The sequence below is a fragment of the Streptomyces sp. NPDC029014 genome (assembly GCF_055564695.1).
The window spans coordinates 15,564-27,134 of the sequence record NZ_JBVHVT010000105.1 but is presented as its reverse complement, the minus strand read 5'-3'; the positions used below and the strand labels follow the sequence as shown (position 1 = coordinate 27,134).

The 11,571-nt window shown below is 73.0% G+C and carries 9 protein-coding genes and 2 pseudogenes; 6 read left to right on the top strand and 5 right to left on the bottom strand.

Annotated features, from left to right (window positions below; translation table 11 throughout):
- Window positions 1–471 precede the first annotated feature (471 nt).
- Together ACZ4VL_RS36060 and ACZ4VL_RS36055 are read left to right on the top strand one after the other, a co-directional pair.
- Window positions 472–822 (top strand): hypothetical protein, encoded by a 351-nt coding sequence (locus tag ACZ4VL_RS36060; RefSeq protein ID WP_468208836.1) that lies wholly within the window; start codon window positions 472–474, stop codon window positions 820–822.
- 340 nt (window positions 823–1,162) lie between these two features.
- Window positions 1,163–1,768 (top strand): TIGR03086 family metal-binding protein, encoded by a 606-nt coding sequence (locus tag ACZ4VL_RS36055; protein WP_468208833.1) that lies wholly within the window; start codon window positions 1,163–1,165, stop codon window positions 1,766–1,768.
- 59 nt (window positions 1,769–1,827) lie between these two features.
- Here ACZ4VL_RS36055 and ACZ4VL_RS36050 read toward each other — a convergent pair whose 3' ends face one another.
- Window positions 1,828–2,733 carry an ADP-ribosylglycohydrolase family protein gene (locus ACZ4VL_RS36050; RefSeq protein ID WP_468208831.1) on the bottom strand — a complete coding sequence of 302 codons (906 nt, stop codon included), beginning with the start codon at window positions 2,731–2,733 and terminating at the stop codon, window positions 1,828–1,830.
- A 554-nt stretch (window positions 2,734–3,287) separates the two neighbouring features.
- Here ACZ4VL_RS36050 and ACZ4VL_RS36045 point away from each other — a divergent pair.
- The 3 genes from ACZ4VL_RS36045 (at window position 3,288) to ACZ4VL_RS36035 (ending at window position 7,223) form a co-directional block, all read left to right on the top strand.
- A complete protein-coding gene (locus ACZ4VL_RS36045; RefSeq protein WP_468208828.1) occupies window positions 3,288–3,695 on the top strand; it encodes an RICIN domain-containing protein in 408 nt (135 codons plus the stop codon).
- 221 nt (window positions 3,696–3,916) lie between these two features.
- Window positions 3,917–4,228: a trypco2 family protein gene (locus ACZ4VL_RS36040; protein WP_468208825.1), complete on the top strand. Its 312-nt coding sequence runs from the start codon at window positions 3,917–3,919 to the stop codon at window positions 4,226–4,228.
- Window positions 4,218–7,223 carry a trypsin-like peptidase domain-containing protein gene (locus ACZ4VL_RS36035; protein ID WP_468208822.1) on the top strand — a complete coding sequence of 1,002 codons (3,006 nt, stop codon included), beginning with the start codon at window positions 4,218–4,220 and terminating at the stop codon, window positions 7,221–7,223. Before ACZ4VL_RS36040 ends, ACZ4VL_RS36035 begins: the two co-directional genes overlap by 11 nt.
- 26 nt (window positions 7,224–7,249) lie before the next feature.
- On the opposite strand, the gene ACZ4VL_RS36030 is transcribed toward ACZ4VL_RS36035, so the two are convergent.
- The 3 genes and pseudogenes from ACZ4VL_RS36030 to ACZ4VL_RS36020 all read right to left on the bottom strand — a co-directional run.
- Complete coding sequence (locus tag ACZ4VL_RS36030; RefSeq protein ID WP_468208819.1) at window positions 7,250–8,119, bottom strand: hypothetical protein; 870 nt, start codon at window positions 8,117–8,119, stop codon at window positions 7,250–7,252.
- Between the two features lie 61 nt (window positions 8,120–8,180).
- Window positions 8,181–8,825, bottom strand: a complete 645-nt coding sequence (locus ACZ4VL_RS36025) for a GAP family protein (RefSeq protein ID WP_468208839.1) — start codon at window positions 8,823–8,825, stop codon at window positions 8,181–8,183.
- Window positions 8,826–9,061: 236 nt separating this feature from the next.
- Window positions 9,062–9,760, bottom strand: a pseudogene (locus ACZ4VL_RS36020) (AraC family transcriptional regulator); the annotation flags it as partial.
- A 124-nt stretch (window positions 9,761–9,884) separates the two neighbouring features.
- Between ACZ4VL_RS36020 and ACZ4VL_RS36015 the strand changes: the two are divergent.
- A pseudogene (locus tag ACZ4VL_RS36015) lies at window positions 9,885–10,306 on the top strand (SDR family NAD(P)-dependent oxidoreductase).
- 30 nt (window positions 10,307–10,336) lie between these two features.
- Here the strand turns inward: ACZ4VL_RS36015 and ACZ4VL_RS36010 are convergent.
- Complete coding sequence (locus ACZ4VL_RS36010; RefSeq protein WP_468208816.1) at window positions 10,337–11,422, bottom strand: magnesium and cobalt transport protein CorA; 1,086 nt, start codon at window positions 11,420–11,422, stop codon at window positions 10,337–10,339.
- Between the last annotated feature and the right edge of the window lie 149 nt (window positions 11,423–11,571).

The following is an 11,571-nucleotide window of genomic DNA, read 5'->3' as shown; positions in this document are numbered from 1 at the left end:
TAAGTTGCCTGCGAGTCACGACCCCAGTCCTACCGGGTCCCACCCCGCGAGGAGGACAGAACCCGGGAACTGATCACGACATCACACAGGCCCTAAGCCACCAGCGGACAGCAGACACACGCACGCCAAGACGCTCGGCCGGAAACCCCCGGCCGAGCGTCCTGGCGTATCCGGCCACCACTCCCGCATTCAGGGCGGTCCCGGGCTGCTTGCGGCAGCATCGCGCCAGCGCGCGGATCCGCGGGCGCCGCAGCGGACGGCTCGCTTCCGTGCGGGGAGGGTCCGGCAACCTGGGGAGGCGCCGCCCGGGGGAGCGGGAGGTCCGTCACGCATCTGAGCCAATGTGCCGGGAGTGCGGCGGGAGATCCCCGCGGAGACGCTCACGACGACGGGACCACGACTACTTTGGCTGCCCGTCAAGGGGTCGACGGGCGGCCCCTGGGACTCCACGGAGGTTTTGTGATGAGGCACATGCCGCGCGTTCTCGCCGCCGCTGCACTGGCCGTCGCCGCCCTTGCCGTGACTGCCCCGTCCGCCAGTGCCGGCAGCACGGGCGCCCAGGCCTGCACCGCCAACTGGTCGGTCAGCTCGGGCGAGGGCTACGCCAACGGCAAGTGGTGCAACAACAACACCCATGTTTCCGGTACGGTGCACGACACCAAGGCGGACGGCCGTTGTCCGTTCGTACGCGGCTACCTGTCCGGTGGCGGCTGGCGGGACAGCGACTGGGCCGGTCCGAAGGGCGACTCTTCGCCCGTCAGCATCTCCGCCCCCTCCGGCCAGTCCTTCACCCGGGTGGCCATGAGCTACATCAACTGCTGATCGCTTGAGACACCCGGAACACCCACGGGAGTGCCTCCGCCGGTCGAGCGCGCCGGCGGAGGCACTCCCGCGACGCGCCCGCCCCTACGGCTCCTGCTGAGGGGCCCCGGACAGCCGTCCACGTCACCACGGGCCAGTGCCCGGTCCAGCCGGCCCGCCGCACCAGCCGGACACCGGGCGCCCTCGTGGTGGCGACGGGCGCAGCCCGGCCTCCGCCTCATTCGACTCGTTCGCCGGGCGCGGTGGCGCAGGCCTGATGGAGCCCGGGTCCGTGTTGCGATGAGTACGGACCCCGTCGCCGGTCTACCCTTCGAACCCATCGTCCCGGATGGAGCCGCAGATGACCGACACGACGCCCCTCGACCTACGACCGCAAGCCCTGGTCGTGGCCCGACTCGCGGCGGGAATCCCGGACGACCGGCTCGCCGACCCGACGCCCTGCCCGGGGTACACGCTGGGCGGCCTGCTGAGCCACGTCGCCCACCTCGCCGTCGCCTTCCGCGACGCGGGCCGCAAGCACCTGGGGCCCACGACCGACACGGCCCCCGACCCGGCGGCCGTGCCCGCCCTGCCCGGTGACTGGCGCGAGGAACTGCCCCGGGTCCTCAGCGAAATGGCCGAAGCCTGGACGGACCCGGCCGCCTGGACGGGCATGACCCGCGCGGGCGGCGTGGACCTGCCCGGCGACGTCGCGGGTGCCGTGGCCGCCGACGAACTGGTGATCCACGGCTGGGACCTCGCCCGGGCCGTCGGTCACGCGTACGCGCCCGACGGGGCGGCGCTGAGCGCTGCGCACGCGTTCCTGCTGGCGGCCGCCGAGGACGAAAGCCGCGGCGGGGGCATCTTCGGAGCCGTGGTGCCCGTACCGGACGACGCGCCGCTGCTGGACCGGGCCGTCGGGCTGAGCGGACGGGATCCGGGCTGGACGCCGCCGACGTCGCCCTGACCCGTGCGTGCGCGCGTGCGTGGGTGCCGCGCAGCCCGGGGCCGCACGCGTCGTGTGCCTCAGGCCCATCGGCTCCACGCGGGGATGTCCTCGCGGACCGCGCGCCAGGCGGCCGGAATCCCGTCGGTCCCGGTGCGGGCGGCGACGACCCCGCCGGCGATCGCGCAGGTGGTGTCCCGGTCGCCCCAGCCGCCGACGGTCTGCCACAGCGCCTCGGTCAGGTCGTCCAGCCGGCCCGCGGCGCACCACAGGGCGAACGGGACGGTGTCCGGAGCCGAGATCCGGTAGCCCGAGCCGAGGACGGACGCTGCGTGCCGTACGGAGGTGCGCGCGGAGAAGGTCGCGGCGACCAGCAGCCCGGAGCGGACGTCGCCGTCCGGTAGGTGGCCGGCGACCTCCCGCAGGAACTCGGGGCGCGAGGGGGCCTCCTGCCCCTCGGAGGCCGCCGCGAGCGCGGCGGCGACCGCGACGGCCACGGCACCCGCGACGGCTTCGGGATGGGCATGGGTGGTCAGGGCCGACAGCCGGGCCTGCTGCGCGGCGGCCGCGAGATCGTCCCGGAACCAGGCCCCGAGCGGGGCGACGCGCATCGCCGCGCCGTTGCCGTAGGACCCCTGGCCCTCGAACTGGGCCGCGGTGACGGCCCGCCAGGGCTCGCCCTCTCCGATGCTCTTCAGCACCCCGTGCATCGACGGGCCGTACTTCCGCCCCGGGTCACGTGCGTACTCGGCGGCGAACTCGCGCGCCAAGTCGTCGGGACGGACCTCGCCGTGGGTGGTGAGGTGCGCGAACAGGACGCATGCCATGGCGGAATCGTCCGTCCAGGGCCAGGGCCCCGGACGCAGGCTCCGCTCGGCCCACTGCCCCTCGACGTCCTCGCCGGACAGCGTGAACCAGCTGTCGCCGAAGGCGTCGCCGGTCACCAGGCCGTCGAGGCTGGCGCCGGCGTGCGGCGTACGGGTCATGGCGAGGCTCCTCGGTGGGTTGGAGGGGGGCTGACCAGGACATTCTCCGTGCGGTGCGGTCGTCGGCGCGAGCGAATTGTGTGGGCCCGAGCGGGCGCGTTCCAGCAAGAGTCGACGTCGTCATCGGCGCGGCGGCGCACATTGCTGAGGTTACGGTCTGACGCGGCGCGCCCGCGCCACCGGCCCAGTCCTCGCCGGCCCGCCTCGGCCTCGTGGACGGCTCGCGCCCCGACCCGTGGATGCCGGCCGCCCGTTCATGCTGCTCGGCACGCGTTCTGCGACCGGCGCCTGCGGGGCACTGCGCAGCCGCTGCTCGACGGGCCGTCGGCGACCAGTCCGGAAGTGGTCTTCCACAACCCTTGATCCCTTGATTCATTGGCCCATTGGTCATGGGAGTCCCACCCGTTCCCCGTCCGTCATCGTGGTCAGGAGACCGTATGTCTGCGCGTCGCTTCCGTTCCGTTCTCGTCGCCTCCGCCTGCTTGTCGGTGAGCCTCTTGGGCAGCGCAGCGAGTGCGCAGGCTGCCTCACCCGTGAGCGGCCAGGACAGGCTCGTGGCGCGTTACAAGAACCTGGCCACGGGCAAATGCCTGGACGTGCGGGACGAGTCGCGGGACGACTACGCCGTCGTCCAGCAGTACTCCTGCAAGGACGGCAGCCAGCAGTCGTTCGGCATCGGCCCCAACGTCATCGGGGGTTCCCCCCTCTACACGTACCGCTCGTACAAGTGCGTGGAACCGCGGGACGGCACGTACGACGGAGCCGGTGTCCAGCAGTGGACGTGCAACGGGAACATGGACCAGCTGTGGGACAGCGTGCCGATCAAGCCGGGCATCGTGGCCCTGCGGCACCGGTGGAGCGGCAAGTGCCTCCAGGACATGGGCCTCCCCGACGGCAAGCGGCGCGAAGTGGGGCTGATGCCCTGCACCTACGCGTCCAACCAGGCATGGCGCCTCGCGTGAGTCCGCACCGTTCCGGCCACGGGAACGGACTCGTCCTTTCCTCGTGAACCGGACCCGGGGAGTCGCCCGGGCCCGGTCCTGCGCGGCCTGCGCCCCCCGGCCGGCCGCGCAGGGTCTTGGGCGGTGCCGACGCCGAGTGCCGATGCGCGGCGGCAATGCGCGATGATGTCGGTTGCAGCAGACCGTAGTTGGGACCGAGAACCGTTGGGGGGCCACTGCCGGTGAACGACGCCGTCGAATTGGCAGACATGATCGCGCAGCTTCGCGAGGAGCTGAGCCGTGCCATGACAGCCGGAGCCGAATCCGATCTGCGGTTCAAGGCGGAGCGGGTGGAGCTGGAGCTGACCGTGGGCGTGGAGCGCACGAACGAGCCCGGCGTCAAGGTCCGGTTCTGGGTGTTCGACGCGGGCACGAGCGCCAAGCGTTCCTCGACGGTCACGCAGCGGCTCACGCTGACGCTCCAGCCCGTGAGCGCCGAACTCCCCGACCAGCCGGCCTTGATCTCCGGGAACGAACTGGCCGGTGAGGACTGACGCCGCAGTGGTGAGGAGCGGGAACGGCCTGGACCCCCACCGCATCGCCGAGGTGATCGTCGCCGTCGCCGCGGGCGGCGGCCGCCGGGGATCGGGATACCGGGTCGCCGGCACGGCCGTGCTGACGGCCTTGCACGTCGTCCGGGGCGCGTCCGAGGTCCGGGTGCGCTTCGACGCCGACCGGCCGGGCCAGTGGGCCGCGTCGGCGCAGCTGCTGTGGTCGGACGCCACGATGGACGTGGCCCTGCTGGAGTTCACGCCGCCGCCCGGCGCACCTGACGTCGCCCCCGCGCCGTTCGGTCGGATAGCCGACGAACACCATGCCGTCATCGACGTCCACGCCGCCGGTTTCCCGTTGTGGAAACGCCGCCGCGGCCCCGACGGCAGGCAGTTCCGCGAACTGCACCAGGCGGACGGCACGGTGGCCGCCCTGTCGAACCTCAGGACGGGAACGCTGGAGGTCACCGTCCCAATGGCGGCCGCCGACCCCGACCCGCAGGTGTCGCCCTGGTCGGGCATGTCGGGCGCCGCGCTCTGGGCCGGATCGCGGATCGTCGGAGTGGTGGCCGAACACCACCGGTGGGAGGGACTGGGCCGGCTGACGGCCGCCCGTGTCGACCACACCCTGCGCCGCCTCGACGAGCCCGGACGGGGGCGCCTGGCGCGGCTGCTGGCGATCTCGGACCCGCTGGCCCTGCCCGACGTGACGGACCGGCCTCCCCTTCCTGCCCGCCCCGCCGAGACCGACGGGCCGACCGGCCCGGCCGCCGCGAAGACCGTCAAGGTCATCGGGCTGCCCGTCGCCCACGGGCTGGAGCTGTTCAAGGACCGCGACGAAGTACGCGCCCTGACGGGCCGCCACCTCGCCGACCCGGCGATCCGCATGGTGACCGTCACCGGGCGACGCGGCATGGGCAAGAGCGCCCTCGCAGCCAAGGTCGTGGCCATGCTCGAACAGGGCGAATGGCCCGGCCGCGCCCGCGCTCCGCTTCCCGCGGCGATCGTCAACCTGAGCACCCGTACCGCCGGGGTCTCCCTCGAACGCCTCTACTTCGACTGCGCCCGCGCGCTGGACCCCGACCGCGAAGTACGGCTTCGGGACGTGTGGGCCGCCGACCGGCCCGTACGCGACAAGATCGGCGAGCTGTTCGCCGCGATCGGCGACGAGCTCTTCGTCGTCCTGGTCGACAACCTGGAGGACCGGCTCCTCGACGACGGCGCACTCGACGACGAAGGACTGGAGGTGTTCTTCGACTGCCTCTTCCGGGCCCGGAACGCCCCCCGCCTGCTCGTCACGTCCCAGATACCTGTGCAACTCCCTCCCGAACTGCGCCGCTTCGCCGCCGAAGTCGAACTCACCGAGGGTCTGCCGACGGCCGACTCCGTCGCCCTGCTGCGCGAACTCGACCTGGACGGGACCCTGGGCCTGTCGCAGCTGTCCGACGAACAGCTGCTGGGAGCGGCGGTCCGCGTCCACGGCGTGCCCCGCGCGCTGGAGCTACTGGTGGGCGCCATGGCCGACGACCTCCTGGAACTGCCCACCCTGCAGGAGGTGCTGGAGGACTTCGCGCTGCGCGGCCACGTCGTCGACGGCCTCGCCCAGGACCGGTACCGGCGGCTCGGCCCCGACGCCCGCACCCTGGTGAACGTCCTCGCCGTACTGCGGACCCCCGTGCCGCGACAAGCGGTCGAATGGATCGCGGCCGGGCTGGACCCCGCCCTCGACGTCCCACGCGTCCTGTCCCGGCTGCTGCGGATCCGCATGGTCTCCGCAGACCGGGGCACACGCACGTACGCCGTGCATCCGCTGGACGCCGACCTGGCGTACGGCGCCCTGCCGCCGGACGGCCCCCTGGGCCGCCGCACGCTGGAACGGCGGGCGGCAGACTGGTACGCACACCACGGCCTGCCGCGCGGGGACTGGCGCAGCCTGGACGACGTACAGACCCACCGCCGCGAGTTCGAACACCGGATGCGCGCCGGGGACGCGAACGACGCCGCGCTGATCCTCGGCGCCATCGGGCCCTGGATGTGCCGGCACGGCTCCGCACTGGCCGCGATCTCTATGCACCTGACACTGGAGGGAAAGTTGACCGACGACACGGCACACCTCGCGCATCTCATCGGCTACGGACACGCCCGGCTGAGCGGCGGGCCGCTGGCACAAGCGGTCGAACTGTTCACCGAGGCCGCCGTGCTCGCGGAACGCCTCGACGACCGCAGGGCCCTCCAGGACGCGGTGTTCGGCCTGGGTGACGCACACCGCCAACTGGGCCGGCTCGACGACGCGACGGACGCGCTGGCGCGGGCGGCCGACCTGGCGCGCGACAACGGCGACACCGAAGCGGAGGCCCACGCCGTGCTGAGCCTCAGCCTTGCGCACAGCACCACCGGCAACGGGCAGCAGGCCCTGGCCGGAGCGGACCGGCTCAGCGCGATCGCCACCGCCGTACAGGACCCGCTCACCGAGGCCCGCGCGTGGAACGCCCGTTTCACGGCGCTGCTGACCCTGGGCCGGTGGGAGGAGACCATCGCGGCCGGCGACCGGTGCGTACGCGCCTACGAGATCGCGGGGGTGCAGGAGGCCACCGACTACGCGCTGAACGCCAAGGGCGTGGCCCAGCTCGCCCTCGGCCGGCCGGCCGAGGCCACCGCATCGCTGGAAGAGGCGTTCCGCGCCGCGTCCACCATGGAGAACCCGCGCACCGAGGGCGTCTGCCTCTACAACCTGGCGTGGACGCAGTGGTCCGAGGGCCGGTTCGAGCAGGCGGCGCAGACTGCGGAGCGCTCAGCGGCCTCCCTGCAGCGTGCCGGTGCCACGGAGGCCGCGGCGGGCGAAGCGCTGGCGGAAGCCGCCCGGGCGCGGGCGGCGGCGGACCTGGGGACGGCGGCCGACGCGCTCGTCCGGTCGGCGCGAGGCGTCGGCCGCAACGTCGAGATGGTCCGCCCCGCATGGCTCACGGAGGAGGCGCAGACCCTGCGCGCCACCGCCTGAGCCGGGCGAGGCCTGCGCCCCGAGGATCACTCCTCCCAGTCGAGGCCGAGGGTTTCGGCCAGTCGGCCGAGCGCCGTCTCGGTGCGGGCGCAGGCGACGAGCTCGCAGTCGCCCTGGCCGGTGTTGTACCCGACGATCACGTCGGGACCGCCGAAGTACTCGGTGTGGGAGCCGATTTCACGCCACGGGAGGAATCCCATGGGCGTGAGGGAGGACCGCAGCCGGGCCACCACCTCGGGGTCGACCGTGCCCTCCTCGACGATCCACCCGTATGCGGCGGGCAGTCGGGTGACGGCGAGCTGGAGGAGGAACTCGGAGACCGAACGGCTCTGGAGCACCCAGGTCTCCCTGCCCTCCTCGTCCCTCCCGGAGACCAGGACCTGCGGGTCGGCGAGGTGGGCGTGGGCCGCGGGGTAGCCCCACTCGTTGCAGAACTGGTTCTCGGCCATGAACACGCACATGCGCAGGTCATCGCCCGGGCCGACGAACGGGTTGTCGTCGGACAGCCCGCCCGCGACACCGTAGCCGGTGGGGTCGGGCCGGACGGTGGGCGGCCAGATCGGGTTGGTCTCGTACGCGTCCGACCGGTCCGTGAACGAGTTGAACGGCAGGTCCCACCACTGCGCCAGCGCGGCGGGTATCGCGAGCGACGGGTCCACGTCCTGCAGATCGTCGCCGGTCGGTCCGGCCGAGGCCTCGGCCTCACGGCGGGCGACGTACGCCGTGTACTCGTCCGGGAGTTCCTCCGGCGGGCAGCTGTCGCCGGCGGGCTCGTACCCCCACTCCTCCTGGAACCGGCGCAGCAGGTCCCATCGCGCGCCGGGGTCCGTCGCTCCCGCTTCGCGCGCCTGGTCCAGCCATATGTGGAAGCGTCCGTAATCGATCGTTTCTGTCACGGGCGCCGATCCTACAATCGGGCAGGTCGCGGGCCCGGTAGCGAAGCCGACCGGCGGGTCGTCAGACGACCAGTGCGTAGATGCCGCTGGCGGTCAGCCAGAGACCGGCCAGCAGCGAGAGGGTGACGATCAGCTGCTCCTGGTGGTGTTCGAGCCAGGTCCGCAGCGCGCTCAGCCGGGCTTGGGCGGCGTCCGGGGCCCAGACGGTGTACATCTCCATGATCAGGAGGCTGAGCGTGGCGAGCACGCAGTAGCCGGTCAGGGCGAGCCAGTCGGAGAGGGAGGAGAGGTCGGCGTCGACGACCGTGGCGGCGCCGGCAGCGACCAGGGCCCACGGCTGGAGCAGCCAGGCGAGTGCGGCCGCGGTGCCGAGGGAGGCGTTGTCGATGCGGCCCGTCCAGCTCGGCGGCCGGTACGGGCGCGGCGGCTGCCGGAGCCGGTAGCCGCCGAAGAGCACCAGGCCGACGCCGATCGCCAGCTTGGCGGCGACCGCGGCGGTCGACGGCGTGGTGTGGTGGACGGGCGGCTTCCCGCCGGTCAGCAGCACCACGCAGGCGATCACCGCCACCAGGTTGGCCAGCCAGGACAGCAGGAAGGCGAGGCCCTTGCGCACACCGCGGCGCGACGCGAGCAGCAGGATGAAGGCGCTGTTGTGCAGCGGTCCGAAGGTGATGGCCGTGCCGATCACGACCAGGTCGACGACCATCGGCACAGCCGCTCCCGGAGGTCAGGGCCGCCCGGTGTCCCCGGACGGGCGTGGTGCGCGGACGTGCCCGGCGGGCAGCGGGTCCGGCGCCCGCCTTGGCGCCGCGTCCCGACTCTGCGGCCCCCGGCCCGGCGGGTCAAGCGGGCCACGCCGGGGCCCTCGAACGCCTCCGCCCCGCCCACGACGACGGGCGGCGCTGCCGGTGGTCCGTTCGGCGGAGGCGGACGTCGGGGCGCGATGGCTGCGGCTCCGCCGGTCGTCGCACGGCGCAGGTGCGTGGCGTCCTTGCTGGGAGGCGTCCCGAACTGGCGGCGGTACTCGCGGCTGAACTGCGACGGGCTGCCGTACCCGACCCGGTGGGCGACCCCGGTGACGTCACCGGGACGGGTGGCGAGCAGGAGACGGGCCTCCTGGAGCCGGATCTGCTTCTGGAACCGGATCGGGCTCATCGCGGTCACCGCCTGGAAGTTGCGGTAGAAGGCGGATTGGCTCATCCCGCACTCGCGGGCCAGGTCCTCGACGCGGAACGACTGCGCGTAGTGCCCGCGGATCCATGCCACCGCCCGGGCGACGTGGCTGAGGCTGCTGTCGGCCAGGCCGAGCTGGCGTACCGCGGCCCCCTGCTCACCGGCGATCAGCCGCCACAGGATCTCGCGCTCGACCAGGGGCGCGAGGACGTCCCGGTCGCGGGGCTCGTCGAGCAGCCGCAGCAGCCGTACCACCGCGTCGAGGAGCGGCGCGGGCGCGTCGCAGAAGGCCAGGGCGGGTACGGCGCCGCCCCCGCTGCGCGGGCCGCCGCCCGGGCCCGCGTGCAGCAGCAGCTCGGCGACGGCGGAGGGCTCCAGCACCAGGCCGAAGCCCAGGGCCGGACGCTCGGGGTCCACCCGCAGGAACTGGCCGGTGATCGGCAGGTCGACCGACGCCACCAGGTACCGGCGGCACCGCCGTGGCCCTGCACCTGGACCTCGGCGACAGCGCCGGCCTCGTACGCTTCCGCGACGAGGTGGCCCGGACGCTCCAGGAGACCTGGGGCCGTGACACCTAGCGGACTTCGAACTGATGCGGGTCCTCCTCAAGGGCCCCTACTTCCTGTCCCAGCGGCTCCTGCCGCTCATGGCCGACGGCGGCGCCGTCGTCAACGTCAGCAGCAACTCCGCCACCACCTCCGCCCCCGAGCCCGGCTACGCGGCGTACGCCGCGATGAAGGCGGGCTGAACGTGCTGACCCGCTCCATGGCCAAGGAATTCAGCGCCCGGGGAATCCGGGTCAACGCGGTGTCGCCCGGCGCCACCCGCACCCGGCTCACCGACGACGCCTTCACCCGCTTCCCCGAGGTGATCCCGCAACTCGCCGCCCGCACCGCCTTCGGCCGGGTCGGCGAACCCGACGACATCGGCGCGGTGATCGCCACCCTGGGCGGTGAGGAGAGCCGCTGGGTCACCGCCCAGAACCTGGAGGTGTCGGGCGGCTACCAGCTGTAGCGCGGGGCCTGTCCCGGTACGGGAGCGCTGCTACCGCCGGCCTTGGCCCTGGGCGTGGGCCTGGCCCCGGTCCTGGTCGTGGTCGTGGGTCCCGGCCTCGTGGGGGAGGGGCGGTGGTGGGGCGCCCGGGCGTCGGCGGTGGCGGAGCCAGAGGAAGAGGGCCAGGCAGGGCAGCACCAGGCCCAGGATCATGAGGACCAGGAACGCCGGGAAACCCCTGATGTGCGCGACGAGCCAGGGGAAGTTCTGGCCGAAGAACCCGACGACGAACGACAGCGGGAGGAAGACGGTCGCGATGATCGTGAGCCGCTCCATCGTGGCGCTCTGCCGCAGATTGATCTTGTTCTGCTCGACGGAGATCACCGCGATGTTGGCCTCCAGGACGGTGGCCAGCAGGTCGCGCTGGGCGGCCACCTCCTCGTTCACCAGCAGCAGGTGGTCGTGCACGTTGTGGAAGTACGGCAGCAGCTCGGCCGGCGCGCTGCCGGGCTTGAGCAGACGGGCGAGCACCGCGAGCAGCGGGTGCACGGCGCGGTAGAAGTCGGTGGCCTCGCGGCGCAGGAAGTAGATCCGCTCGGTCGGGGCGACCGACCCGGAGAAGACCGTGGCCTCGATCTGCTCGATGTCGCGGTCGAGTTCGGCGACGACCGGGGCGTAGCTGTCGACGACCTGGTCGAGGATGGCCCAGAGCGTCGAGGCGCTGCCGGTGCGCAGCAGCTCGGGGCGCCGTTCGAGCCGGCTGCGGGCTCCGTGCAGCTCGCTGGCGATGCCCTGGCGTACCGTGATCACGAAGCGCTCGGAGAGGAAGACGCTGATCTCCCCGGTGTCGATCTCCTCCCGCTCGTCGTCGTAGCGCGCGGTGCGGAGGATGATCAGCTCGGTGCCGTCCTCGTACTGCTCGGCCTTCGGCCGCAGGTGGAACGTGCGGGCGTCCTCGACGGCCAGCTCGTGCAGGCCGAAGCTCTCGCGCACCTTGTCCATCTCTTCGGGACCGGGTTCGAACATGCCCAGCCAGACGAAACCGCCCTGCGTGCAGCACGCGGCCGCCCGCTCCAGCGGCATCGGCCCCTCCTGCTGGCGCTGCCCGTCGCGGTAGTGGGCACAGTCAACGATCATGGCGTCCCCTTCCGTGTCGACAGCGGGGCCGGGGCCGGGGCCGGGCCGGGGCTGGTGCGGGCCGGGTGAGGTCCTGTAGGTCCTGTACCTCCAGGATCCCGCGGCCGGGCGCCGGCGGCAGAGCAGTGCCACGCGGAGGTCGGGCCCTG